The organism is Brachybacterium zhongshanense (assembly GCF_055385755.1).
Genome location: NZ_AP043790.1, coordinates 3,611,728 through 3,637,273, shown reverse-complemented (window position 1 = coordinate 3,637,273; position 25,546 = coordinate 3,611,728). Strand labels below are relative to the sequence as shown.

The following is a 25,546-nucleotide window of genomic DNA, read 5'->3' as shown; positions in this document are numbered from 1 at the left end:
CATGAACACTGCACCCGGCAACCCCGGCGGACCCAGCGCTCCCGGCGGACCCGTCGGACCCGGCGGACCCGGCAGCTCGGGCGTCGCCGCTCCCCCGCCCTCCGGGGCGCGACCAGACCGTCCCCGCGGCGGACGCTGGACCGTCCGTCCCCGCGGCGTCTGGCTGGTGACCTCGCTCGAGCTGCGCCAGCGCCTGCGGTCGGTCGCCTGGTACGTCGCGCTCGGCGTGTGGACGGTGGTGCTGGCGGGCATCGGCGTGCTCGGCCTGGCTCCTACGCTCTACACGGCGCAGTACGGCGCCTACCAGGAGACCGCCCAGATCATCTTCAGCCTGCAGATGATCCTCGTGCTGTTCGCGATGCTGCTGGTGGTTCCGGCGATGTCCGCCGGTTCGATCAACGGCGACCGCTCCGCCGGAACCCTCGCGACGCTGCAGGCGAGCCTGCTGGGTCCGCTGGAGATCGTGCTGGGCAAGCTGCTGGCGGGATGGCTCACCGGGCTCGCCTTCCTGGTGCTCGCCCTGCCCTCCACGCTGCCGACGGCCCTGCTGGCCGGCATCAGCGTCTTCTATCTCGCCCGCGTGATCCTGATGATCGCGCTGCTGGCGGGGTGCGTGACCGCACTGGGGCTGGGCCTGTCCTCGCTGACGCGTCGGGCGATGGGTTCGGTGGTGCTCGCCTACGTGATCGTGGTCGGCGTGACCGTCGTGCTGCCGATCGTGTGGGGCGTCTCGGCGCTGTTCCTGGTGCAGGAGCGCACGGTCACGGTCCATGAGCCCGACTACTACAGCAGCACCTATGAGGACTCCACCGGCAAGTGCATCGAGGTCGAGCAGGAGCAGAGCGTCTCGCGCACCGACATCGCGATGCCGCTGCTGTGGGCGAACCCCCTGGTCATGCTCGCCGACGTCTCCCCGCGCATCAACTCCATCGACGACTACGACGGCATCCAGGACTACGACGTGCTGATGCTGATGAAGCAGGGCCTGCGTCTCGCGGCCAGCCCGACCCACCCGACGAACTTCAACTACTGCTCCCCGGACATGACCGGCTACCCAGCCGACCTCGGCGATCCGATCGAGCGCCCGGTGTGGCCGATGGGCGCGGGGCTGTGGATCATCGTCAGCGTGGCCTCGGTGGCGATCGCGACCTCCCGCCTGGGCATTCCCATCAAGCGCCTGGGCAAGGGAACCCGCATCGCCTGACCCCGGCCCGGACCGGCCCGGTGCTGCACCCGGCCGGCCCGGCCCGGTGCGGCGTCGCCGCCTCTGCTCAGGGCAGGCGGCGCAGGCCGGTGACGCTGTCGGGGATGTCGTCGTCGGAGGGGCTCGGCGCTGCGGCGAAGGGAGAGGAGTCGGCGCCGAAGTCGGGCAGGCGGCCGGCGGCGACGTCGGCCGGCCGGACCTGCGTGTCGACGGCACCGGGCAGCGTCGGGTCCACCCAGAGCCGCTCTCCCCCGGCAATCCCACCAGCACGGCCACCAGCGATCGCGGTGCCCCGTTCGCGCCGACGCATCTCGGAGCGGACCGCCGGATCCTCGGCATGCTGCGCACGGGTGCCGATCAGCGGCGCGACCAGGGCGTACGGGGTCTCTCGACGCATGTAGAGGCCCGGTGGTCCGTAGAAGACGTCGCGCGCGCCGTCGCGCATCGCCGCGAAGGCCGCCCCGCCCGCGAGGGGTGCGCCGACGAGCACGGTGAGCACCATCGTCGTCCACATCAGGGCGTTGTCCTCTCCGAGGAGGACGAGCCCGACGCCGAAGACGATGACCGCGAGCAGCACACCGGCTCCGGTGACGACACCGGTGGCGATCACGAGGCTGCGCTCCCACGGGTTCTGGCGAGCACGGGTCGCCCATTCCGGGACGGTGCGCAGGTCTCTCACCTCGGCCCGCTGCGGCGCGGCGATGAGCGCGGCGATCGCCGGCGACAGGGCGGTGACCAGCACGATGATCCCCGCAGCGGGGATGGCGAGCACCGCCATGGGCCAGCGCAGCGAGGATCGCACGGCGGTGAGGTCCATCTCGAGGACGCCGCTGAAGGCCTCGATGGTCTCGGTGATCGACAGGACGACCCAGGCCAGGCTGAGCATCGCCGGCCACACCCAGGCGAGGGAGGCGCGGCCGATCAGGGCGAGCGCGCGCAGCGCTCCCGCGGGAGTGCTCGCGCCGGATGCCTCGGGCGTCCCGGGGTTCGGGGGGAGGTGGCGGCGGTCCTGGGCGCGGGAGCGTCGGGCGGCGGTGCGACGCACCTCGAGGTCGTGGTCGATCTTCCCGCGCATATCGATCTTGGCGGCGGCTTCGATGCCGAGGACCCTCGGTGCGGTCATCCGGGCGCGCAGGCACCAGCGGGCGATGAGCACGGCGATCCCGGAGGCGCACAGCGCGGCCAGCGGCCCCGAGGAGAGAGTCGACCACGGGAGCGGCACCCGGACGAGGACGGCGAGCGGGATCAGCACGAGCGCCGCGATCGGCGGGAGCAGCAGGACGAGGGTGACGCGCTCGGCGACGGCGCGCTGGAAGCCGTGCTCGGTGAGGTGGTCGCGCGGGTTCATGCGACCGATCCATGCGGAGGCCAGCGGAACGAGCGCGGCGCTGAGGGCCGTGGCCAGCAGCGGGAGCAGAAGATAGGCGAGCTTCAGCAGACCGGGGTCGAACCCGAGGCTGTAGGCGGCCTGACGCAGGTAGACGGGCTCTGCGATGGCCATGAGCGCGGAGATCCACCACAGGGTCGGACCCGAGCCGATCACGAAGAACGTCAGCAGCACGTACCACAGGCCCATCAGCATCAGCGCGGCCGCCCAGCCGGACCGCCAGATCCGGAAGGTGATCTCGCGACGGGAGTCGGCGATGATCTCCTGCGGCAGCACGAGCGAGGGATCCTCGCGCGAGACCCGCGGCGGCGGAGGCAGGTCCCGCAGCGGGGGAAGCGGCCGCTCCCCGAACGGCCTCTCCGCCCACGACGAGCCCGCCCATGACGAGCCCACCCGCGAGAGCTCCGTCCGGGAGGGGCCCGTCCGGGCCTGCGAACGGTCCGCTCCCGGGTTCCCCGTCGGACCCGTCGGACGCTTCGGCGGTGGTCCGGGGTGCTGTCCATAGGGCGAGGTCACGGCGTCTCCCCGGTCATGTCGCTGAGCGGCGCCCGAGGAAGGCACGGCCGAGCGTCATCTCGTCGGCGTAGTCGAGGTCGCCGCCGACGGGGAGGCCGGAGGCCAGGCGCGTGACGTTCACGTCCAGCGGCGACAGCAGGCGGGTGAGATAGGCGGCGGTGGCCTCGCCCTCGATGTTCGGGTCCAGAGCGAGGATCACCTCGGTGGTCTCCGAGGATCCCAGCCGGGTCATCAGCTGGGCGATGCGCAGGTCGTTGGGGCCGACGCCGCCGATGGGATCGATCGCCCCGCCGAGCACGTGGTACCTGCCCTTGAACTCGCGGATCCGCTCGATGGCGACGATGTCCTTGGACTCCTCGACCACGCAGATCATCTCGTCGCTGCGGCGGGGGTCCGAGCAGATGCGGCACTTCTCGTCGGCCGAGACGTTCCCGCAGATCTCGCAGAAGCGGACCGTGTCCTTGACCGTGACCAGGACCTCGGCGAGTCGGCGCACGGAGGTGTCGTCGGCGTCGAGCAGATGGAACGCGATCCGCTGCGCCGACTTGGGGCCGATGCCCGGGAGCTTCCCGAGCTCGTCGATGAGGTCCTGGACGATGCCTTCGTACACGCCCTCAACTCTAATCGGGCGCGAGGACGCCCGACTACGCCCGACGACGCCCGACGGCGCCCGAGCCGAGGGTCCCGGATCACGGCGGGACGTCCTGCACGGATGATGCGCATGGTTAGCATGAGAACGTTCACGGCACGACGACGAGCGCGTCGCGCCGTCCTGACGAGCCTCACCGACCTGACCGAGGAGCACGATGGTCACCCTGCCCGACACCCTGCTGGACGCTGTCCGCGACCGCGTCCTGACCGGCCTGGGCGACGCCGACAGCGCGGCGAGCATCGCCGAGCGCGTGGTCTCCTACCTCCGCAACACGGCCGAGACGACCGTGTCCGTCGACGAGGACGGCACCACGTTCGTCATCACCGGCGACATCCCCGCCATGTGGCTGCGCGACTCCGCCGCCCAGCTGACCCCGCTGCTGCGGCTGGTCGCCGCCGGTGTCGGCTCCGACGAGGACCGCGCACAGCTGGTCAGCCTGCTGTCGGGCCTGCTGCGCCGCCATTGGGCCCTGATCTCCGACGACCCCTACGCCAACGCCTTCAACCGCACCGCCGACGGCTCCCGCTGGGACGACGACGACACGGAGCGCGAGAACCCCCTGGCCTGGGAGCGGAAGTTCGAGCTCGACTCCCTCAGCTACGGGCCGGATCTCGCCTGGCGGCTGTGGCGGGCGACCGGCGACACCAGCTGGGCCGACGCCTCCTTCCTCACCGCCGCCCGGGCGATCCTCTCCACCGTCCGCACCGAGCAGGACCATGAGGGCCGCTCCCGATACCGCTTCCACCGCAGCGGGGCGACCCCGCAGGACACCCTCGACCGCATGGGTCGCGGCTCACTGACCTCCCCGACCGGGCTGGTCTGGGCCGGGTTCCGCCCCAGCGACGATGCCTGCGCCCTGGGCTACAACATCCCCGGCAACCACTTCCTCGCCCTCGCCCTCGAGCGCCTCGCCGAGCTCCTCGAGCAGGTTCCGGTCGCCGCCGCAGACGCACCTGCCACCGAGTCCGCCCCTTCCGACGATGGGTCCGAGCAGGCTGTCCGGTCCGCAGCGGAGCTCGCCGCCGAGGCTCGCGAGATCAGCGCGCAGATCCGCTCGGCCCTCACCGAGCACGGCATCGTCGACGCTCCTGCCGGCACGGACTCCGCAGCCGATGGTGCGGGCGAGCGGATCTGGGCCTACGAGGTCGACGGACGCGGCAATCACGTCTTCCTGGATGATGCGAACGTGCCGAGCCTGCTGGCTCTGCCCTATCTCGGCTGCGTCGACGCCTCGGATCCCGTCTACCAGGCCACGCGTCGGGCCGTGCTGTCACGCTCCAACCCGTACTACTACGCCGGGCTGTACCTCGAGGGCGTCGGTTCCCCGCACACCCCCAAGGACCATGTCTGGCCCATCGCCAAGAGCATCGAGGGTCTGACCAGCGATGATGACAGCCATCGTCTGCGCCTGCTGGAGCAGCTCATGCGCACGGACGGCGGCACCGGGATGATGCACGAGGGCGTCCATGTCGACGAGCCGGAGATCTTCACCCGCGCCTGGTTCTCCTGGTCGAACTCGATGTTCTGCGAGCTCGCCCTGGACCTCGCCGGCGTCCGCCGCGACGGCCCTGCCACGGACGGGCAGGCCGCCTGAGCCCAGCAGTCCGCATCGGTTGGGCAGACCGTCAGTCCGCATCGGTTGGGCAGACCGTCAGTCCGCATCGGCTGGGCAGACCGCGCCTCCGTCTGCGATCGATGCCCGTGACCTCGCCGCCAACGGGAGAGGCTGCGGTCTTCGGGACCTGTGCGCAGTCATCGTCCTGGCAGACGGGGTCCCGCGGCCGGACCCGTCTCGGCACTGTGACCTTGGCGGGACGCGTGGACTTCGCCTTGGCACCTTTGACCTGCATTCGGGATAGATTCGGCGTCATGACGACGATGCCGCAGCCGTACGATGAGCATGAGCCCTTCGCCGACGTGCTGGTGACGGAGGTCCCCGAGGTCCCCACCGCCGTGGTCTCCCGCCAGAGCTTCCCGACCGCTGAGATGTCCTCGCTGATGGATGCGTGCTTCTCCCACCTGTTCCCTGCGCTGGCGGGTGCGGGGGTGACGCCGATCGGTCCGGCGTTCGCCCTGCACCGGCGGATGCCCGTGGACACGGCTGATGTGGAGATCGGCGTCCCGATCGACCGTCCGCTCCCGGAGACGCTGACGCTGCCCAGCGGTCTGGAGGTGTCGGCGTCGGTGCTGCCTGCGGGACGTGCCGCTGCGATCAGCCACATCGGGGGTTACGACGCGCTGGCGGAGAAGTGGGGCGAGTTCACGGAGCTGGTGGGGGATGCGGGCGAGCAGATGACGTACCCGTTCTGGGAGCTGTACGTGACGCCTCCGACTCCGCAGACGGATCCGGCGACGCTGCGCACCGACCTGTTCACGCTGCTCGAGCCGGTTCCCTGATCGGCGGTCCGGTCAGAGCGTCCCATGGATGACGTCGGCGCCGCCGATGGCTCGACGGGTGGCGATGGCTCAGCTGGTCGCGATGGCTCAGCGGGTCTCGTCGATGATCTCGAGGACGCGTCCGCCGAGCACGGATTCGATGACCTCGCGGCCGTTGCGCGAGGTGTAGGAGGCATCGGCGTCGTCCCTCGAAGCACCGCCGGTCGGGTCGTCGTCGACGGGCGGGGCCTGGTCCTCGCGCCGTGCGCTGCCGAGACGTCGGCCAGAGGCTGCGGCGGCGCGAGAGGCATGGGCGGCTTCGCGGGCGAGCTCGATGCCGGACCGTGCGGCCGACGGCGCGGCGGTCGACGACGCGGCGGTCGACGGCGCGGCGACTGCTGCAGGCGCACTGACCGGCGCCGAACCGGAGCCGTTCGCGGGCGCGGAGCCCGAGGCCGCCACGGACGCAGGAGCAGGATCGCGCGCGGGGACCGGCTCCGGCGCGAGCCCGGGTGCCACGCTCCCCCAGCCGGGCTCGGCGGACCACGAGGCCGATGATGCACTGGTCGGCCCGGTGGCCTGGGGAGGTGCGGCAGGTGCCGCCGACGTCGGACCAGCAGCTGACGACGACTCACCAGCCGACGACCGACCGGCTGACCACTCGGATGCTGCGGAGCCTCCCCAGGTGGACCCCGATCCGGTGCCCTGCCCCTCGGGAGGCGGCGCCGATTCCGGTCCCGGCGTCGACTGCTCGGCGGCAGGCTGGGGAGCCGATGCCGAGGGGGCGGCGGGAGCAGCTGCCGCGGGGGCGGGCAGCGAGCGCACGACCCGTCCTTCGGCGAGCGCCTGCTTGATGGCGCGCTGGCCGAAGGTGCGCGGCTCGCCGTCGGGGACGCTGTCGCGCCCCTCGTCCTGGACCTCAGCGGCTCCGACGACTGCCGGTTCCGGCCCGTTCGACGACGACGCGGCGGGTGCCACGGGTGCTGACGGTGCCGCGGACGCGGGCGGGGTCGAGGACGCGGGCGGTACGGCGGAACCGGACGGCGCTGCGGACGCAGACTGCTGTGGCGCGAACTGCTGGGGGGCGGACTGCTGTGGCGCGGACTGCTGGGAGGCGGGTCCGAAGTCGTCCTGCGGGTCGGGCGGGTAGAAGTCCTCGGGATCCGGCGGGTACGGGTCGTCGGGCTCGGGCGCGAAGTCCTCGACCCGGTCGGGTCCGCGACGCACAGGATCTGCAGGTGCTGCGGGTGACGCCTGCACCGGGGAGGGTGCCGGGCCCGACGACGCGGGCGATGCCGGACCTGACGACACAGGCGATGCGGGTCCTGAGGAGACGGCCGATGCCGACGCGGCTCCCCCGTTCCAGGTGGGTGCCGCCGAGGCGGCACCCGATGCTGTCGACTCCTCTGCCGTCGCCCCGGGGAACGACGGAGCGGACGCGGACGGCGCGGTGCCGGGTCCGTCGTCCGCACCTCCCGTCGGCGCGGAGTCGCCCCATGGCCGCGCTGACGCGCTGGGTGGTGTCGATCCCCCCATCGGTCCCGCCTGGTTGCTGGGGCCGACGGGCCCGCCGGGACCTCCCGAGCCGCCTGACCCACCGGTACCGCCCGAGCCACCGGTACCGCCCGAGCCGGGATCCTCACCGACGACGGGCTCGACGGTGACCTCGATGCGCATGATGCGGCGGACCGCATCGGACAGGTTCTGAGCGGCGGTCCCCCGGCGGAAGGCGCTGACCAGACCCTCGGTGCGGAATCCGATCAGGAGGGTGCTTCCCTGCAGGTCCTGGACGTGTCCGTTCTGCGCGACCAGTGCCCAGCTGGGTCGACGGATCTGCGCGAGCTCGTCGAGGATCGCCGACCAATGACCGCGCACCGCATCGGCGTCTCCGCCTCCCTGCTGCGACTGGGGCGCAGCAGAGGTCTGCTGAGGCGGCGCAGAGGCCGGGACTGGTGCTGCGGCAGGCGCTGGTGCGGCGCTCTGCGGAGCGTCCTGCTGCGAAGGAGCGGGCGCTGGGGCCGCACTCTGCTGCGCTGCGCTCTGCTGCCGTGTGCTCTGCTGCGATGGGTCCTGCCGAGGTGCGTCCTGCGCCGGACGCTGCAGCGATGCTGCGGCGTCGCCCCAGCTCGTCGAAGGCGCAGGGGCGGACTGCTGCTGCGCGGGCGCGGGCCCGGCCTGCACATCCGGGCGCGCCTGCGCATCCGGGCGAGCCTGGGCATCCTGCTGGGCCTGAGGCTCGGGCTGCGGGCGACGCACCGGGCTCTCGCCGCGAGCGCGGCGCGCACTCTCGGCTCGCTCCTGGGCGATGCGTCGCGCCTCCTCGCGGCCGCTGCCGGCGGCTGCGGGCTGACCGCCCCTCTCCCCGACTGCGCTCTGGCCACCGGCTGCGGGGCCGCCCGCCGCGGGGCCGGCAGGTCCCGTCGGCCGACCGGAGCCGGCGCCCCCGCCGACCCCGGTGCTCGGCGGGACCGGAGCTGCAGCGCCAGCCCGCTGGTCGCGCAGCACCAGGCGCGCGGCGAGGAGCTCGAGGTGCAGGCGCGGGGAGGTCGCCCCGCTCATCGTCGAGAGCGTCTCGTGGACGAGGTCGCCGCACAGGGACAGGTCCGCCGGGACGAACGCGGCGGCCTGGGCGCGCATGGAGTCGAGCTCATCGGCCGGGACCTGCGGCAGCAGATCGGCGGCGCGGTCCGGGACGGCGGCGAGGATGATGAGGTCCCGCAGGCGCTCGAGGAGGTCCTCGACGAAGCGCCGCGGCTCGTGCCCGGTGACGAGGACCTGCTCGACCGCGTCGTAGAGGGTCGCGGCGTCCCGCTCGGCGATCGCCATCGTCGCGCGGTCCAGCAGAGCGGTGTCGGTGAAGCCGAGCAGGGCGATCGCCGTGCGATGGTCCAGGCCGTGCTCGCCGGCGCCCGCCATCAGCTGGTCCAGCACGCTCATGGTGTCGCGTGCGGAACCGCCGCCGGCCCGCACCACGAGAGGCAGGACGCCCTCGCCGACCTGCACCCCCTCGGCCGCGCACACCTGCTCGAGATAGGGCCCGAGGACCTGCGGCGGGATCAGCCGGAAGGGATAGTGGTGGGTGCGCGAGCGGATGGTGCCGATGACCTTGTCCGGCTCGGTGGTCGCGAAGACGAACTTCACGTGCTCGGGCGGCTCCTCGACGAGCTTGAGCAGCGCGTTGAAGCCTGCCGAGGTCACCATGTGCGCCTCGTCGATGATGAACACCTTGTAGCGGTCGCGCACCGGGGCGAAGGAGGCGCGCTCACGCAGCTCGCGGGCGTCGTCGACGCCGCCGTGGCTGGCCGCGTCGATCTCGACGACATCAAGGCTGCCGGCGCCGCCGCGCGCGAGGTCGCGGCAGGAGTCGCACTGGCCGCAGGGGGTGTCCGTCGGCCCCTCGGCGCAGTTCAGGCAGCGGGCGAGGATGCGGGCGGAGGTCGTCTTCCCGCAGCCGCGCGGACCCGAGAACAGATAGGCGTGGCCGATCCGCCCGGCGCGCAGCGCGCGCCGCAGGGGCGTGGTGACGTGGTCCTGGCCGATCACCTCGGCGAAGGACTCCGGGCGGTAACGACGGTACAGAGCAGTGGCCACCCCCACAGGCTAGTGGAGGCGTCCGACCGCTCAGACCGTTGGGGACGAAGTCACGTTGGGGAGGAGTGCTCCGTCCGCGGATCATCCGGATCGCCCGAGTCCTCTTCCGAGTCCTCCTCCGGCGCCACCGAGCCTTCCGTCCCGTCTCCCCCGTCTCCTCCGTCTGCGCGGGCTCGTGCGAGGCCCTTGCGGCGTGCCCGCAGGCGCTCGTGCGCGACGAGGAACGCCACGAGCACCACGACGATGATCTTCACCCCGTCGGGAACGTCGGGGATCCACCCGAGGAGCCGGCCGAGCAGCCAGCCGATGCCGTCCATGATCGTGCGGACCGCGGCGCCGACGAGCTCGCGGACAGGTCGCGTGGACTCGTCGACGAACTCGCGGATCGGCAGCGTGAGCTCGTCGATGAACTCCCGCACGGGCCGCGTCAGCTCGTCCGCCCAGGCGACGACCCGGTCCCGCACCGCTGCGAGCGCCTCGACCGCCGGTCGCACGAGGTTCCACGCCCACTCCCGCACCGGCTTCAGCAGGCCGCTGAGCAGGGCGCCGATCCCCAGGATCGGGATCAGGAAGCGAACGGCCGTCCCGGCCGCGGCGATCGTCGCGTACCTCACCGGATGCTCGGTCCGACGACGATCCCGCTCGGCCGACGGCGATCCGTCGGCCGGGGCCAGCGGCTCCCTCTCGATGCCGAGCAGCACGTCGACCTCGCCGGCACCGCCGAGCCCGCTGGTGCGCACCACGATCGTCTCGGCATCGCGCCATCGCCCGTCGGCATCCGGGTCGGCGTCGGCATCTGCTTCTGCCTCCGCTGCAGCATCGGGATCCTCAGCAGCGTGGTCGTCAGCAGCATGGTCGTCGGGCCCCGTCCGGAGGACGGTCGCCCGGTTCGTCATGATCCCCTCGTCGTAGCGGAAGCCGAGATCGTCGGCCCCATCCCCGGCCTTCTTCGCCTCGGCCTTCTTCGCTTCGGCCTTCGGGTCGTGCTCGACGCCGTCGATGCTGACGGTGAAGGTGGTGTCCAGCAGCCGATGGCGCACGCGGACGACATAGTCGTGCCCGTGCGCCCGGCCCCGGTACTCGACGTCGGCGCCGAAGCGGCTGCTCGGGAGATCCCCGAAGGGCGTATCGGCGGCGTCCATGACTCCATGGTGACGTCGTCCGGCGGACGGGCGCATCCGCCGTTTGGCGGACTCCCACCGACCCCCAAGATGCGCTTATGTGAGCCCATGATCAACGCCTTGGTGCTCGTGCACCGGGCGGCGTACGGTCGTCGGCCGTGAGCACACCGAGCACACCCCGCACCGCATCCCCGTCGGCTCCGGAGAACCCCGGGCCAGCCTCGCCGTCCGGATCGTCCCGACCGTCGCGCAACCCGCTGCGGGCGATCGCCCGCATCCCCTTCGGCTGGCAGGTCCTGATCGGCCTCGTCCTCGGTGTGGTCCTCGGCCTGGTCGCCGCCCAGATCGGGCCGGTCGCCGAGACCGAGGCGAACCCCGACGGCGCCAACTGGCTGACCACGACGCTGGACACCATCGGCACGATCTTCGTGACGCTGCTGAAGGCGCTGGTCCCGCCCCTGATCTTCCTCGCGATCGTCACCTCGATCGCGAACCTCCGCGGCGTCACGAACGCCGCGCGCCTGGCCGGCAAGACCCTGCTGTGGTTCGCGATCACCTCGCTGATCGCAGTCTCCATCGGCATCACGCTCGGTGTGCTGACCAGCCCCGGCGCGAACTCGGGCGTCGACGCCTCCACCGCGGAGGCCTCCTCCACGCAAGGCGGCTGGCTGGACTTCCTCACCGGCCTGGTGCCCTCGAACTTCCTGGGCCTCGAGGGCAGCGCCGGCGACGACGGCACGCTCTCGCTGAGCTTCAACGCCCTGCAGATCCTCGTCATCTCGATCGCCGTCGGCATCGCCGTGCTGACCGTCGGCGAGAAGGCCGAGCCGTTCCTGAAGGTCACCGGCTCGGCGCTGGAGATCGTGCAGAAGCTGCTGTGGTGGGTGATCCGGCTGGCCCCGATCGGCACGATCGGTCTGCTCGGGAACGCGGTCGCCTCCTACGGCTGGACGGCGATCGGTCAGCTCGGCGTGTTCACCGCCGACGTCTACATCGGCATGCTGATCGTCCTGCTCGTGGTGTATCCGGTGCTGCTGAAGGCGAACGGCCTGGGCGTGGGCTCATTCTTCCGGGGCGTGTGGCCGGCGACCTCGCTGGGCTTCGTCTCCCGCAGCTCGCTGGGCACCATGCCGATGACCCAGACCGTCACCGAGCGCATGGGCGTGCCGCGGCACTATGCGTCGTTCGCGATCCCGCTGGGCGCGACCACCAAGATGGACGGCTGCGCCGCGATCTACCCGTCGCTGTCGGCGATCTTCGTGGCGAACTTCTACGGCGTCGACCTCTCGATCACCGACTATCTGCTGATCGTGCTGGTCTCGGTGCTGGGCTCCGCCGCGACCGCCGGCATGACCGGGGCGACCGTCATGCTCACCCTGACCCTGTCGACCCTGGGTCTGCCGCTCGAGGGCGTCGGCCTCCTGCTCGCGATCGATCCGATCCTCGACATGGGCCGCACCGCCCTGAACGTCACCGGCCAGTCCCTGGTCGCGGTGATCGTCTCCCGGCGCGAGAAGATCCTCGATCGGCCGACGTACGACGCGACGGTCCGCACCTCCTTCTCCGCGATCCAGGCCGACGAGCGCGCTGGAGAGCAGGCCGACGAGCAGGGCCAGCAGGCCGATGAGCCGGGGCGGCAGGCCGATGAGCCGGGCGAATCAGCCGACGAGAAGGGCGAGCTCAGGCAGGCCGCGGGGGTCTGACCCGGTCGCTGCGCGTCTCAGGCTCCGGGTGAGGGGGCCGCGAGACCGTGCTGTCGCGCCGCATCCACGAGGCGCCTGTCGTAGGCGACGAGCCGGACCGGCTCCGCCGGGGAGTCCAGGAGCAGCGCCGTCGGCACGAAGCCCATGGGCCTCCTCCAGCGGATGGGCATCAGTCCAGAGCCGTGCCACACTGCCCGCATGGCCCATCGCACCCCTGCGGACGCCGCCGCCGCGACCGGACTCACCCTGGACACCCTGCGCTACTACGAGCGCGAGGGGCTGATCGGGCCGATCGACCGCGACCCGGGCGGTCGGTGCCGCTACACGGAGGACGACGTGGCCTGGATCGGCATCGTCACCTGCCTGCGCGACGCGGGCCTGGGGATCGATGACCTGCGACGCTTCACCGCTCTGCTGCGCGGGAGCGCAGACCCGAGCGACCGCGTGGCCTTCCTGCGCGAGCGCCGCGACGAGCTCGAGGAGCGGCAGCGGACGACGCAGCGCGCCCTGGAGGTGCTGGACGACAAGATCGCCTACTACGGGCAGCGCGACGGGTCGCAGGACTGAGCAGGCTGGTCCCGGAGGGAGCGTGCAGGTCGCAGGGCTGAGCGAGCGGGTCGTCGGTCCCGCCGCCGGCCATCATCCCGCCGTCATCCAGCCCGCTTCTCATGCTGCCGCGTCCAGGAGCGCCCTCTCCTCCGGCGTGAGCACGGTGGTCGCCCCTTCCCACGCCTCCTCGAGCTGATCGACCCTGCTGCCACCGATGATCGGCACGAGCGCGGGCGCCCCGCCCGTCAGCCAGGCCAGCGCGACCTGCCCGCGGGTGAGACCGTGCGCCGACGCGACCTCGGCGAGCGCCTCCATGCGTCGCTCGGTCCCGGCGTGCAGGTACTCGGGTGAGAGGGGCCGGTCCGCACGGTCGTAGGCGCCGCGCAGCATCGCGGTGAAGACCCAGCCGGTGGTCTCCTGGTCCCGGCGCAGCAGATCCAGTCAGTCCGTCGAGAGCATGCCGAGGTCCACGGACAGTCCCTCGACGTCCGCACCGGGGAGCGGCTGCAGGTACGAGTACCGCTGCTGGTAGGCCGTCGGGGCGGGGAGGCCCGCCTGCGCGGCGAGCAGCCGCGCCTCCGCGAGACGCCATGAGGGATGGTTCGACAGCCCCCAGGCGCCGATCCTCCCGTCGGCCGCGAGGGACCCGAAGGTGTCGACGACCTGCGCGAAGGGCACGTCGTGGTGCTCGATATGGGCCCAGTACAGGTCGACGCGATCGACACCGAGGCGCTCGAGGCTGCCTGCGAGGGCGTTCTCCACGACGTCCGGGGCGAGCCCCTCGAGGTCGTCGGGGAAACCCCCGGACGGTTCGGCTCAGCGCCGACCTTCGTGCTGATCGACACCGGGGCGCCGGGGTTCACGCGGAGCCAGCGGCCGATGGCGCTCTCGCTCTGCCCGCCGACCCCTGAGGGGTCCTGGGCGAAGTAGTAGTTTCGGAGGTGTCGAGCCAGTGGCCGCCCAGCTCGACGAAGCGGTCGAGCAGCGCGAAGCTCGCGCGGTCGTCGAGGCGGGTGCCCATGTGCATCGTGCCGAGCGCGGGACGAGCGGGCGTGGTCGGGAGGGCGGGTTCGGGTGCGTCGATGCGTGCCATGGGCACGAGCCTGGATGCTGGAGCACGCTCCAGGTCAAGGGTTCGGCACCGGAACGGGTGCTGATCGGTGCGGCGCATCGGATGGCATCGGCGTTCAGCGGGGGTCACGCCCGCTTGCGCCTGTCGCCACGGCCGACGGCCCCGCTCACCCCGCGGCGATCCACCGGCCGATGGTCCGGTCCAGGTCATCGAGCGGAACAGTTCCACCGGCCACTCCCATGACGAGGTCGAACGCCTCGTCGTCGTCGACCTCGAGCCAGATGCCGTTGAGATCCAGGAACACGACCAGGCACATCCACCCCAGCCCCTTGTTCCCGTCCACCAGCGAATGGTTCCGGACCACGGAATCGACGAGCGCCGCCGCCTTCCGCGGAAGACCGGGGTACGCATCCCTGCCGTAGAGCGTCGTCCTCGGACGGTCCAGAGCACTGCCCAGGAGTCCGAGATCGCGCACCTCCGCGGCTCGGGATCTGTGACCTCCGCATCCGCACCGGGCCGGAACCCTGGCCCGCGGGTGCCTGCTCCGGCTACGCTCGGAGCGTCCCCTCAGCAGTGCATCACCTCGGGTCCGCTGACCAGCCGGCAGGCTTCCTCCGGCGCGGGCCGTCCAAGGCGGCACCCCACCGTCCGGAGGATCGATGACCACGCAGAGCACCGGCCCGCAGGCCCCGCCGACGGCTGCAGCCACAGCCACAGCCACGGAGCAGCCCACCACTCTGGTGCGCGCCGCGGGCCTCGCCTACTTCCCGATCGCGTTCGTCGCGCGCTTCCCCTTCGCGATGATGGTCGTGGGCACGCTGACCCTGGTGGTCGCGGCCCGCGGGTCGATCGCGCTGGGCGGGCTGAACTCCGCTGTCGTCGGCCTCGGATCCGCGCTGGTGGGGCCGCTGCTGGGCGCCGCTGCGGACCGCATCGGCCAGCGTCGCGTGATCCTGCTGTCGGGGATCGTGAACTCCCTCGCTCTGCTCGCCCTCGCGGCCGTCGCCTTCAGCCCTCTGCCCGACGCGGCCGTGCTCGCGGTCGGCTTCGTCATCGGCGCCTCGTCCCCGCAGATCGGACCGTTCTCCCGCAGCCGCCTCGTGCAGCTGATCCTGACCCGCCTCCCCTCGCAGCGTCGGGCGCGCAGCCTCAACGCGACCATGGGCTACGAGTCGGCGGCCGACGAGACCGCCTTCGTCTTCGGACCCGTCGTCGTCGGCCTGCTGGCGACGACCCTCCATCCGATCGCCCCCATGATCGGCGCCGCAGCGCTCACCCTCGTCTTCGTCACCGCCTTCGCGCTGCACCCGACGGGACGGCTCGCCGATCCCGGCACGGCCGAGCCCGTCGTCCAGGCGCCGGCCCGGGAGCTCCTCTCGCCGCGAGTGCTCGTGATCGTCGCGGGCGCGCTGGGCGTCGGGCTGTTCTTCGGCACCGTGCTGACCTCGCTGACGGCGTTCCTCGCCGAGTCCGGTCGGGAGGACTCCGCAGGCCTGGTCTACGGGGTGATGGGGGTCGGATCCACGATCCTGGCGCTGTCGATCTCGCTGTTCCCGACGGGGTTCCGGCTGTGGGCGCGGTGGCTGGTGTTCTCGCTGCTCATCCTCGCGTCCATGCTCGCCTTCGGACTCGCCGGATCGCTGGGGGCGCTGATCGCGGCGATGGCGGTCGCGGGCGTCGGCATCGGTCCGACGGTCGTGACCCTCTACAGCCTCGCCGCGGACCGCTCGCCGCAGGGCCGTTCCGCGACGGTCATGACGATGCTGGGCTCCGCGACGGTCGTCGGCCAGTCGGCGGCCTCCGCGCTGACCGGCACGGTCGCCGAGTCCGTCGGCTCCGGCGCCGCCATGTGGCTGCCGGTCGGCGCAGCCGGCCTCGTGGTGCTCGCCGCGCTGGTCAACGCCCTGCTCGGCGAGGGGCCCCGGCTGGTCGCCGACGCGGCCGACGGGGCCGACGAGCTCGACGGGGCCGACGAGCAGCTCACCGAGGAGACCCTCGCCGCGATGCCCCTCGCAGGGTAGGCCCTCGCAGAGACATCCTTCGCCGAGAAGCCCTCTGCCGAGAAGTCCCTTGCCGCAGATCAGCCGGTGCAGAAGACTGCGGCTCCATGAGCCTCTTCGTCTCCCACACCACGATCGACTGCCATGACGCGTTCGCGCTCAGCGAGTGGTGGCGCGTCCTGCTGGACTACGAGATGGACCCCGAGGACCCGAACTTCCCCGGTCATGAGGAGTGCGCGATCTCCGATCCGACGACCGGGCACACCCTGCTGTTCATCGAGGTCCCCGACGATCAGCTGCCCGCCAAGCGCATCCATCTCGACCTGCGTCCGCGCGAGCGCCCGCAGGACGAGGAGGTCCGGTGGGCCCTCGCCCAGGGTGCGACCGAGATCGCCGACCGCCGCGGCCTCCACGGTCCCGGCACCGGGTGGGTCGTCATGGCCGATCCGGAGGGGAACGAGTTCTGCGTCCTCCGCTCCCCCGCCGAGCTCGAGGCCGCCGGCGACGGTCCCGAGGCCGGCTGAGAGGGCCATCCGGCCGACGACGGCCAGCGCCCCTCGTCAGACCCGGACGGCGGTGCCCCTCGTCAGACTCGGACGGCGGCTGCCCTCGCAGCCCGGGCCGACCAGCGGCCCCCGTGATGCTCGATGCTGATCGGGTAGTCGAAGCATGTGCTGACCAGCTCGGTGGTCAGCACCTCGTCGGCCGGCCCGGCGGCGTGCACGCGCCCGTCGCGGATCAGCACGGCGTGCGTGGTGCTCTCCGGCAGCTCCTCGAGATGGTGCGTGACCAGGACCGTCGCGAGCCGCGGGTGGGTGCGGTGGAGGTGGTCGACGGTCTCCAGGAACTGCTCGCGGGCGGCGACGTCGAGGCCGGTGGTGGGCTCGTCGAGCAGCAGCAGCGGCGGGTCCATGAGGAGAGCGCGGGCGATCAGGACGCGACCGCGCTCGCCCTGGGACATGGTGGTCCAGCGGCCATGCTCGAGGGCACCGAGGCCGAGCATCTCGACCAGACGGTCGGCCCGCTCCTCGAGCTCGGGACCGGGCTGCCAGCGCCCCATCATCTCCGCGGTGCCGGTCGCTCCGGTGAGCACGACCTGCCGGGCGCTCAGACCCGAGCGCACCGGATGACGTGGATCCACGTGGCCGATGGACTCGCGCAGCTTCCTGATCTCGACGCGGCCGAGACGTCGGCCCAGCACGTCCACGGTGCCGCGGGTGGGATGGCGCTCAGCCCCGCACAGGCTGAGGATGGTGCTCTTCCCCGCGCCGTTCGCTCCGATCATCGCCCAGTGCTCGCCCTCGTGGACCACGAGGTCGACGCCCGTGAGGATCTGATGCCCGTCGCGGACGACGTCGACGCCATCCAGCCGCAGGATCTCTGTCACGCCTCAGCCGCCTCTCTCCACAGCACATGCTTCAGCGCGGGACGGAGGCTGGGATGGGCGGCCTGGAATCCGCTGGCCCGCAGACGCGCATCGGAGACGAACTGGTCGGCCTCGACGAGCTCCCGCGCGGCCTCCTGCCCCAGCAGCAGTCGCGGACCGGACGAGGGGACCGGGAGCAGGGCGGGCCGACGGAGCGCACCTCCCAGGGCCCGTGCGAACTCCTGGGCGTCCGACGGCCTCGGGCCGACGGCGTTGACCGGCCCTGCGAGGGAGGGCGTCAGCACCGCATGGGCGAGCACGCGCGCGATGTCATCCAGGGTGATCCACGAGATCACGGCGTCCTTCCTGGTCAGACGGCCGCCGACGCCGGCGAGGTAGAGCGGCAGCTGCGGCAGGAGGGAGCCGCCGCCGTCGGAGAGGACCACTCCCGTGCGGATGATCGGCACGCGGATGCCGGCGTCGGAGGCGCTGCGCGTCGAGCCCTCCCAGTCCCGCACCACGTCGGCGAGGAACCCCTCGCCTCCCGCGTCGGACTCGGTGAGCAGCTCGCCGGGGCGCTGGGCGCCGTAGAACCCGATGGCGCTGCCCTGGACGAGCACGCGCGGACCGTCGGACATCCCGGCGAGCGTCCGCGCGATCAGCCGGGTGCCGCGGACCCTCGACTCACGGATCTCGCGGCGCGCAGCCGGAGTCCAGCGTGTGGCGATGGAGCGCCCGGCGAGGTTCACGACGGCGTCGACGCCCTCGAGGTCCGCGGGATCCAGCCGCCCGGACCGCGGGTCCCAGGAGATCTCGCCCGGGCCGACGCGATCCTCACGGATCATGCGCCGCACCCGATGCCCGCCGTCGACGAGCAGCGCCGTGAGCTGGGTGCCGATCAGGCCCGAGGACCCGGCCACGGCGATCGTCAGTCGCGGCCGGTCAGCGAAGCGCGCATGGAAGGCGCGGTCGTCGGCCACCTGACGGTCCTGGAACGCCGCCAGACGATCCTCACTGCTCAGCGCGAAGGTCGGGATCCTCTCCCGGATCCGGGCCACTCCCGGGGGGATCAGGCGGACCGACCCGCCACGATGCTCCTCCATGCCCTCTCTGCGCTCTCTGCCCTCGATGCGCTCTGTGCCCTCTGTGCCCTCTGTGCCCTCTGTGCCCTCTGTGCCCTCTGTGCCCTCTGTGCCCTCCACGGCGTCCCCTCCCTGAACCGGCATCCGGTCCCTCGTCCTGGGGTCCGACCAATCTACGCCCCGGCCGCGGGCCGCGCCCCCGGTGCCCGCGCCGTGCCCTCGGTGCGCGCGCCGCAGACCCGGTACGTGCACTGAGGCCTGGGCGCGCGGTGGACTGGACGCGCGCTATGGCCTCGGGACGCGGGAGAGGCGCAGGACGATCGCGGCGGCGAGCAGCCAGAGCACCCATCCGGTGATCTCGACGGCCCAGAACCCGGCGGCCCCCCGCTCGGAGATCGGGCCGAGCAGGTTCTGGTCGATCGCCACGCGCAGGCTGTTGAGCAGGCCATGGCCCAGCACCGCAGGCCACACGCTCCTTCCCAGCTCCCGCAGGGCCCCGAGCAGAGGAGCGACCGCGAGGATCAGCAGAAGATACGCGGCGGCCCCCCGTGCGGAGAAGCCGAGCGCGATCACGATCGGCGCATGCCACAGCGTCCACAGCGCACCGATCAGCAGCGACGACGGCCAGAATCCGAGAGGCGAGAGCGCCGTGTGCAGCCATCCGCGCCAGCCGGTCTCCTCGCCGACGGCGAACAGCGTCTGCATGACGAGCACCGCGGGCACCGCGACGGCCACCATCAGAAGCCCGTCGGCAGGTGCGAAGGGAGCGGCGCCCGTGGCGACGGCGATGATCATGCGCAGCAGCGGCACCAGCGCGAAGACGACTACCGCGGCGAGCAGCCCGTGCGCGAGCGCGGCCCGAGAGGGGACGGGCATCGCGAGCGCATCACGCACTCGGATCCGCGTCCCGTCGGCCGCTCGCCCGCGGACGAGCACCGCGGCGAGCAGCGGAGACAGCTGAGCCAGCGGCACGATCACGCCGACGACCTCCTGCGGCAGGAGACCGAGGGCGAAGGGCACGGACAGTGCCATCGAGACCGCGAGGGCGACAGCGAAGAACACGAGGACGCGCCCCCAGGGGACCCGCCCGGCCGCCTCCTCCGAGCGGGAGGTGCGCAGGTCGCTCGGCACTGGTGCCATCGGCACGGCGTCGGGGACGGCAACAGGTACGGCAGCAGCGGAGATGGAGCCGGAGATGAAGGTAGAGCCGGAGGCGGAGGTGGACTCGGAGAGGGAGGTGGACGCGGAAGACTCAGCGGAGCCGCTGGGGGCGGGAAAGGCAGAGACGGTGGACGCAGGGGCGTCGGGGCGGGCTGAGGAGGGCATGGACTCGCTCCTGGCGGTCAGCGGGGCGTGGGAGGCGATGCGCTCACGACGCTACGCATCCGCCCACGATGTCCCCACCGGGGCGTCCGCCCTGCTCGACGGGGGCTATCCCCACCGCCGACCCGGATGTCATCACCCGCGTCTCCACCCACGTCATCACCCGCGACATCACCCGCGACATCACCCGCGACATCACCCGCGACGTCTCCAGTTCGCAGCCATCACCACCTGCGTCGTCACTCGACGGCACCCATCACCGCTCGCGCGGTGCCTGTGGCCGTGGCCTGATGAGGAACGGGCCGACACGCTCTGGCCGGGCTCCAAGCCCGCCAAGTCCGCCAAGCCCGCCAGCGATCAGCCTCAACCGAGCTGCCTCAGACGAGGAGTGTCCGTTTACCGCCGTTCAAACGGCGTTCAAGCGGTGGTAGACGGACACTGCTCCACGTCAGCGGGCCGCCGTGGGCATCACCGCCCGGCCGCAGACGTCGCTGTCCGGCCGCAGGCATGAAGCGACCCCTCGTGCACCTGCCAGAGCTCACCTGCCCTTGCTGCCGTCAAGCCCTGGGGGAGTTCAGCAAGATGACACCGCACGAGGGGTCGGCGAAGAGTCTACCCGCGATCCGCGCGTGCTCGCACCGTCGGCCGCCGAGACGCGATGCATGCCACGCCGAAGACATCGCAGTGGGCTCCATCCGCGCGTCAGCGAGCGCACGGCAGCGAACGACGAATGCCCAGCACCCATCCCCCTGCACCCAGCGGCCATCCCCCAGCACCCATCCCCCTGCACCCAGCGGCCATCCCCCTGCACCCAGCACCCAGCACCCAGCACCCAGCAGCGAGCGACGGCCGGCGAGCGCCCTGCAAGCCCTGTATGGGACACCCAGCGCGCCACGCCGAGAGATACGGCCTGAACGGGCACAAAACGATCACGCGTCCACAAGGCACTGCGGTGGGGGTGGTGTTCCGGTACGTTGGCCGACACCCACGGCATGCCCCAGCGCACAGAAGCAGGCGGTGCGCATGCCTTCCCTCTGTCCCCCGCCCCGTCCCCGTCCGCTGTCCCTGTCCCCCGTCCCCGTCCTCTGTCCCCCGCCCCATCCTCTGTCCCCCGCCCCATCCTCTGTCCCCTATCCCCTCCCCCTCGTCCCGATCCGTCTGTCCGCCTCTCCCCTTCCCCATTCCCCGCCCACCCTCGGAGGATCCATGTTCGCCGAACTCATCGACGGCGCCAACGGCATCATCTGGTCGGTCCCGCTGATCGCGCTGTGCCTCATCGCCGGCCTCTACTTCTCGTTGCGCACCGCGTTCCTGCAGGTCCGCCATGTCCCCGACATGCTCGCCCAGCTCAAACGGGGAGAGAAGTCCGAGGATGGCACCTCGTCGTTCCAGTCCCTGATGATGTCGCTCGCGGGCCGCGTCGGCATGGGCAACATCGGCGGTGTCGCCACCGCCATCGCCTTCGGCGGACCGGGCGCCGTGTTCTGGATGTGGACCTCGGCCTTCCTGGGCGCCTCGACCTCGTTCATCGAGTGCACGCTCGGCCAGATCTACAAGGAGAAGGACCCGGACAGCGGCGAATATCGCGGCGGCCCCGCCTACTACTTCGAGAAGGCCTACAAGCACAAGGCCCCGAAGCTCTCCATCTTCTACGGCGCCCTGTTCGCCGTCGTGACGATCCTGGCGATGAGCTTCTTCCTCCCCGGCGTGCAGGCCAACGGCATGGCATCGGCGATCGACAACGCCTGGGGCATCCCCACCTGGGTGACGGCGATCGGGCTCGTGATCCTGCTGGGCTTCATCGTGATCGGCGGCGTCAAGCGCATCGCCCACTTCGCCGTGATCGTCGTGCCCGCGATGGCGATCCTCTACGTGCTCATCGCCCTGGTCGTGTTCCTCGTGAACTTCCAGGAGATCCCCCGGGTGTTCGGGCTGATCTTCGGCAGCGCCTTCGGCATCCAGCCCGTCTTCGGCGCGATCCTCGGCCTGGCCGTGAAGTGGGGCGTCCAGCGCGGCATCTACTCCAACGAGGCGGGCCAGGGCACCGGCCCCCATGCGGCGGCCGCGGCCGAGGTCTCCCACCCGGCCAAGCAGGGCTTCGCACAGTCCTTCTCGGTGTACGTCGACACCCTGTTCGTCTGCAGCGCGACCGCGTTCATCATCATCTCCACCGGCATGTTCAACACCTTCCGCGGGGAGTCCTGGCCGGGAGAGACGCTGTCCGAGGGGGTCGGCGGACTCAGCACCGACGTCGAGCCGGGCCCTGGCTTCGTGCAGGCCGGTCTGGACTCCGTGATCCCCGGCGGCGGGCCGACGTTCATCGCGATCGCACTGTCGTTCTTCGTGTTCACCACGATCGTCGCCTACTACTACATGGCCGAGACCAACCTGACCTACCTCACGCGCAAGCTGAAGAACCGCACGCTCGCCCGTGCCCTGCTGCGCGTGCTGCAGGCTCTGGTGCTGGTCTCGGTCGCCTACGGCGCCACCACCACGGCTGGGGCGGCCTGGGGCCTCGGCGACGTCGGCGTCGGCTCGATGGCCTGGCTGAACATCGTCGGCATCCTGTTCCTGCAGGTCCCCGCGCTGAAGGCGCTCAAGGACTTCGAGAGGCAGAAGAAGGAGGGCAAGGATCCGCAGTTCGATCCGCGCGAGCTCGGCATCGAGAACGCCACCTTCTGGGAGCTGCGCGCCGACGGGCACGCCCTGCAGGGCCGCAGCGGCGGCGAGCTGGAGGACGAGGGCATCACGGAGCGCTGAGCGATCCGACGGACGGACGCTCCGAGCCTCCGTCCGCCGGACCGTCCCGTCGGAACCTCCCGCAGGACCGTCCCGTCGGAACCTCCCGCGGGGCCCTGCCCGTCGGACCCTTCCGGCAGCGCCCCTCCAGCGCCCACCCCGACCCGCACCACGATGACGTGCCCCGCCTCCTGTGGGAGGCGGGGCACGTCATGTCCCTCGAGCCCGACAGCGAGCCGACTGGCGGCCCGACAGGCTATTGCCTACGGGCTGTGCCTACGAGCCGGGCCGACGGCCCTCAGGCCAGGCGCTGCGCCGGGGACTGCGTCTTCGTGGGGTCGGTCTCGGGCAGGTCGCCGAGCACCTCGTCGATGCGGGCCTTCACATCGGCGTCGAGGGTGACGCCGGCGGCCTTCACGTTCTCGGTGATCTGCTCCGGTCGGGAGGCGCCGATGATGGCGCCCGCGACGTTGTCGTTGCTGAGCACCCACGCCACGGCGAGCTGCGCCGGGGTCAGGTCGAGCTCCTCAGCGATCGGCAGGAGACGCTGCACCGCCTCGAGGACCGGGTCGTTCAGGAAGCGCTTGATCATGTCGGCGCCGCCCTTCTCGTCCCGGGCGCGAGACCCCTCGGGGGCGGGCGCACCGGGCTTGTACTTGCCGGTGAGGATGCCCTGGGCGACGGGCGACCAGACGACCTGGGAGACCCCCAGCTCGCGGGAGGTCGGCACGACGCGCTCCTCGATCACCCGCCACAGCATCGAGTACTGCGGCTGGTTCGACACCAGCTGGATGCCGAGCTCGCGAGCCAGCTGATGGCCCGCGCGGATCTGGTCGGCGTTCCATTCGGAGACGCCGATGTACAGGGCCTTGCCCGAATGGACGACGTCGGCGAAGGCCTGCATCGTCTCCTCGAGCGGGGTCGCGTAGTCGTAGCGGTGCGCCTGGTAGAGGTCGACGTAGTCCGTCTGCAGACGACGCAGGGAGGCGTCGATGGACTCGCGGATGTGCTTGCGGGACAGGCCGGTGTCGTTGTGGCCCTTCGGGCCGGTCGGGAAGTAGACCTTCGTGAAGATCTCCAGCGACTCGCGCCGCTCCCCCTTGAGCGCCTCGCCGAGGACGACCTCGGCGGCGGTGTTGGCGTAGGTGTCGGCGGTGTCGAAGGTGCTGATGCCCGCGTCGAGGGCGGCGCGCACGCACTGCTGTGCGCGCTCGTCCTCGACCTGGGAGGCGTGGGTGAGCCAGTTGCCGTAGATGATCTCGCTGATCTTGAGGCCGCTGCGGCCGAGATGTCTGAACTCCATGGCCACCAGCCTAGGGGTCGGGCCCGACCTCTGGACAGGGGTTTCCCACCAGTGGCCGATATCGGCCGACCAGCGGCGGCCGACAGCGGTCCTCCGCCCGTCGGCCGCCGCGCTCCGTCTCCGTCGGTCTGGCGTCGATCCCCTGCTCAGGCCCCGGCGGGCGGGAGCACCTCCACGCTCTCCGGCGCCGGGCGCGTCGCCGGCAGCGGCGTCCCCCAGACGGGATGGCCGTCGGCGTCGAAGGGCAGCACCTGGGCGCAGGCGTGGCGGTTGGGGTCCAGCAGCGGGTCGCCCTCGATGTGCGTGTAGGTGCGCGCGTGGTAGACCAGCACCGCCTGCCCGTCGGCGGTGGTGGTGAACGAGTTGTGGCCCGGGCCGAAGCGCTCGACCGACGGGTCCGAGACGAACACGGGCTGAGGGGACTTCGTCCACGAGGAGGGGTCGAGCAGGTCGGCGTCGACGTGCGCGGTCAGCAGACCCATCGCGTACTCGATGCCGGTGGCGGCGCCCGAGTAGGTCAGGTGGATCGTCTCGCCGTGGACCAGGACGGAGGGCCCCTCGTTGACGCTGTGGCCGTCCTTCTCCCAGTCGTACTCGGGACGGGTGAGCTCGACGGCCGGGCCGGCGAGGGTCCACGGGTTCTCCATGGGCGCGATGTAGAGGTTGGAGTTGCCCTCGACCTGCAGATCCTGCTGCGCCCAGATCAGGTACTGGGTGCCGCGGTGGACGAAGCTCGTCGCGTCCAGCGCGAAGGTCTCCCATCCGGTGTCGACCTGGCCGCGATCGACCCACTCCCCCTCGAAGGGGTCCTCGGCGGTGTTCTCGAGGACGAACACGCGATGGTTGAAGGTCGGGGCGGCGCCCTCGGCATCGGCGTGCGGGGTGTCGTCGGGCGCGGCCGCGTAGTAGACGTACCAGGAGCCGTCGACACGGTGGATCTCCGGGGCCCAGATCAGGTGCGACTGAGGACCCGACTCGTGGCGGGTCCAGATCACGACCTCCTCGGCGGCCTGCAGGTCGGCGAGCTCCGCGGCACGACGCAGCACGATCCGGTCGTACTGCGGATGCGATCCGGTGAAGTAGTAGGCGTCCCCATGGCGCAGGACGCACGGGTCCGCGCGCTGCAGCACCAGCGGGTTCGGCCAGGGTGAGGCGGCGGCGATCTGCGCCTGGGCCTCGGACCGGCCGGCAGGCGTCTCGGGCCCGCCGGCAGGCGTCTCGGGCCCGCCGGCAGGCGTCTCTGCGCTCGGAGCTTCGATGGTCATGGGCTTTCCCCTCAGGTTCGGTCGCGCCCGCCCGCGGATGCGCCGCGGCGCAGGGGCAGGGACGTGCTCGGCGGCTTCGGCCGACGGCGTCGCCGGCCCGCTCCGCACGAGCAGGAGTCGTAGGACACCCCCTACGGTAAACGATGTAAATGCCTGACGTGCACGTCTGTGTCCATTTCGATGCTCTTCGCCTCAGCGCTGAGGCCGGCACCGGCACCGGCACCGGGCGCGCATGTCACAGATCGCCGTCGGGCGGTGTCTCCCCCATGAGCGGGCCAGCCGGGCCCGCCGGACGAG

The 25,546-nt window shown here is 71.7% G+C and carries 20 protein-coding genes, 1 other RNA gene and 1 pseudogene; 8 read left to right on the top strand and 14 right to left on the bottom strand.

Annotated elements, in window-relative coordinates:
• The first annotated feature begins 1 nt into the window (after nucleotide 1).
• Nucleotides 2-1,204: an ABC transporter permease gene (locus tag ACZ5AJ_RS16075; protein ID WP_464136050.1), complete on the top strand. Its 1,203-nt coding sequence runs from the start codon at nucleotides 2-4 to the stop codon at nucleotides 1,202-1,204.
• Nucleotides 1,205-1,271: 67 nt separating this feature from the next.
• On the opposite strand, the gene ACZ5AJ_RS16070 is transcribed toward ACZ5AJ_RS16075, so the two are convergent.
• Both ACZ5AJ_RS16070 and recR read right to left on the bottom strand, forming a co-directional pair.
• On the bottom strand, nucleotides 1,272-2,984 hold the full coding sequence (locus ACZ5AJ_RS16070; RefSeq protein ID WP_464136049.1) for a hypothetical protein: 1,713 nt from the start codon (nucleotides 2,982-2,984) through the stop codon (nucleotides 1,272-1,274).
• A gap of 136 nt (nucleotides 2,985-3,120) precedes the next feature.
• On the bottom strand, nucleotides 3,121-3,717 hold the full coding sequence (gene recR / locus ACZ5AJ_RS16065; protein ID WP_464136048.1) for a recombination mediator RecR: 597 nt from the start codon (nucleotides 3,715-3,717) through the stop codon (nucleotides 3,121-3,123).
• Nucleotides 3,718-3,913: 196 nt separating this feature from the next.
• Between recR and ACZ5AJ_RS16060 the strand changes: the two genes are divergently transcribed.
• Nucleotides 3,914-5,353, top strand: coding sequence for a glycoside hydrolase family 125 protein (locus tag ACZ5AJ_RS16060; protein ID WP_464136047.1), 1,440 nt, complete (start codon nucleotides 3,914-3,916; stop codon nucleotides 5,351-5,353).
• Between the two features lie 275 nt (nucleotides 5,354-5,628).
• On the top strand, nucleotides 5,629-6,156 hold the full coding sequence (locus ACZ5AJ_RS16055; protein ID WP_464136046.1) for a GyrI-like domain-containing protein: 528 nt from the start codon (nucleotides 5,629-5,631) through the stop codon (nucleotides 6,154-6,156).
• An 87-nt stretch (nucleotides 6,157-6,243) separates the two neighbouring features.
• Here the strand turns inward: ACZ5AJ_RS16055 and ACZ5AJ_RS16050 are convergent, their stop codons facing one another.
• Nucleotides 6,244-9,726, bottom strand: a complete 3,483-nt coding sequence (locus ACZ5AJ_RS16050; RefSeq protein WP_464136045.1) for a DNA polymerase III subunit gamma and tau — start codon at nucleotides 9,724-9,726, stop codon at nucleotides 6,244-6,246.
• A 50-nt stretch (nucleotides 9,727-9,776) separates the two neighbouring features.
• Nucleotides 9,777-10,868, bottom strand: coding sequence for a hypothetical protein (locus ACZ5AJ_RS16045; protein ID WP_464136044.1), 1,092 nt, complete (start codon nucleotides 10,866-10,868; stop codon nucleotides 9,777-9,779).
• A 236-nt stretch (nucleotides 10,869-11,104) separates the two neighbouring features.
• On the opposite strand from ACZ5AJ_RS16045, the gene ACZ5AJ_RS16040 reads away from it, so the two are divergent.
• Complete coding sequence (locus ACZ5AJ_RS16040) at nucleotides 11,105-12,550, top strand: dicarboxylate/amino acid:cation symporter (RefSeq protein ID WP_464138789.1); 1,446 nt, start codon at nucleotides 11,105-11,107, stop codon at nucleotides 12,548-12,550.
• A gap of 17 nt (nucleotides 12,551-12,567) precedes the next feature.
• On the opposite strand, the gene ACZ5AJ_RS16035 is transcribed toward ACZ5AJ_RS16040, so the two are convergent.
• Entirely contained in the window at nucleotides 12,568-12,696 is a 129-nt protein-coding gene (locus tag ACZ5AJ_RS16035; protein ID WP_464136043.1) for a hypothetical protein, read from the bottom strand.
• A 52-nt stretch (nucleotides 12,697-12,748) separates the two neighbouring features.
• On the opposite strand from ACZ5AJ_RS16035, the gene ACZ5AJ_RS16030 reads away from it, so the two are divergent.
• The gene (locus ACZ5AJ_RS16030) at nucleotides 12,749-13,117 is read left to right on the top strand and encodes a MerR family transcriptional regulator (RefSeq protein ID WP_464136042.1); all 369 of its coding nucleotides are present in this window, start codon (nucleotides 12,749-12,751) and stop codon (nucleotides 13,115-13,117) included.
• Between the two features lie 99 nt (nucleotides 13,118-13,216).
• On the opposite strand, the pseudogene ACZ5AJ_RS16025 reads toward ACZ5AJ_RS16030, so the two are convergent.
• The 3 genes and pseudogenes from ACZ5AJ_RS16025 to ACZ5AJ_RS16015 all read right to left on the bottom strand — a co-directional run bounded on the left by ACZ5AJ_RS16025 (nucleotide 13,217) and on the right by ACZ5AJ_RS16015 (nucleotide 14,646).
• Nucleotides 13,217-13,861: pseudogene (locus ACZ5AJ_RS16025) on the bottom strand (aldo/keto reductase).
• A 97-nt stretch (nucleotides 13,862-13,958) separates the two neighbouring features.
• Nucleotides 13,959-14,192, bottom strand: coding sequence for a hypothetical protein (locus ACZ5AJ_RS16020; protein WP_464136041.1), 234 nt, complete (start codon nucleotides 14,190-14,192; stop codon nucleotides 13,959-13,961).
• A 145-nt stretch (nucleotides 14,193-14,337) separates the two neighbouring features.
• Entirely contained in the window at nucleotides 14,338-14,646 is a 309-nt protein-coding gene (locus ACZ5AJ_RS16015) for a type II toxin-antitoxin system death-on-curing family toxin (protein WP_464136040.1), read from the bottom strand.
• Nucleotides 14,647-14,830: 184 nt separating this feature from the next.
• On the opposite strand from ACZ5AJ_RS16015, the gene ACZ5AJ_RS16010 reads away from it, so the two are divergent.
• Together ACZ5AJ_RS16010 and ACZ5AJ_RS16005 are read left to right on the top strand one after the other, a co-directional pair.
• Entirely contained in the window at nucleotides 14,831-16,192 is a 1,362-nt protein-coding gene (locus ACZ5AJ_RS16010) for an MFS transporter (protein ID WP_464136039.1), read from the top strand.
• Between the two features lie 86 nt (nucleotides 16,193-16,278).
• Nucleotides 16,279-16,695: a VOC family protein gene (locus ACZ5AJ_RS16005; protein WP_464136037.1), complete on the top strand. Its 417-nt coding sequence runs from the start codon at nucleotides 16,279-16,281 to the stop codon at nucleotides 16,693-16,695.
• A gap of 62 nt (nucleotides 16,696-16,757) precedes the next feature.
• On the opposite strand, the gene ACZ5AJ_RS16000 is transcribed toward ACZ5AJ_RS16005, so the two are convergent.
• From ACZ5AJ_RS16000 to ffs, 4 genes are all read right to left on the bottom strand, one after another.
• A complete protein-coding gene (locus ACZ5AJ_RS16000; RefSeq protein WP_464136036.1) occupies nucleotides 16,758-17,558 on the bottom strand; it encodes an ABC transporter ATP-binding protein in 801 nt (266 codons plus the stop codon).
• Complete coding sequence (locus ACZ5AJ_RS15995; RefSeq protein WP_464136035.1) at nucleotides 17,555-18,739, bottom strand: TIGR01777 family oxidoreductase; 1,185 nt, start codon at nucleotides 18,737-18,739, stop codon at nucleotides 17,555-17,557. Before ACZ5AJ_RS15995 ends, ACZ5AJ_RS16000 begins: the two co-directional genes overlap by 4 nt.
• 165 nt (nucleotides 18,740-18,904) lie before the next feature.
• Complete coding sequence (locus ACZ5AJ_RS15990) at nucleotides 18,905-19,945, bottom strand: CPBP family intramembrane glutamic endopeptidase (protein WP_464136034.1); 1,041 nt, start codon at nucleotides 19,943-19,945, stop codon at nucleotides 18,905-18,907.
• 505 nt (nucleotides 19,946-20,450) lie between these two features.
• Nucleotides 20,451-20,547, bottom strand: an RNA gene (gene ffs, locus ACZ5AJ_RS15985) — signal recognition particle sRNA small type.
• 601 nt (nucleotides 20,548-21,148) lie between these two features.
• On the opposite strand from ffs, the gene ACZ5AJ_RS15980 reads away from it, so the two are divergent.
• Complete coding sequence (locus tag ACZ5AJ_RS15980; RefSeq protein WP_464136033.1) at nucleotides 21,149-22,702, top strand: alanine/glycine:cation symporter family protein; 1,554 nt, start codon at nucleotides 21,149-21,151, stop codon at nucleotides 22,700-22,702.
• A gap of 277 nt (nucleotides 22,703-22,979) precedes the next feature.
• On the opposite strand, the gene ACZ5AJ_RS15975 is transcribed toward ACZ5AJ_RS15980, so the two are convergent.
• Nucleotides 22,980-23,984: an aldo/keto reductase family protein gene (locus tag ACZ5AJ_RS15975; RefSeq protein WP_464136032.1), complete on the bottom strand. Its 1,005-nt coding sequence runs from the start codon at nucleotides 23,982-23,984 to the stop codon at nucleotides 22,980-22,982.
• Between the two features lie 146 nt (nucleotides 23,985-24,130).
• Nucleotides 24,131-25,249 (bottom strand): glycoside hydrolase family 43 protein, encoded by a 1,119-nt coding sequence (locus ACZ5AJ_RS15970; protein ID WP_464136031.1) that lies wholly within the window; start codon nucleotides 25,247-25,249, stop codon nucleotides 24,131-24,133.
• Nucleotides 25,250-25,546: the final 297 nt, after the last annotated feature.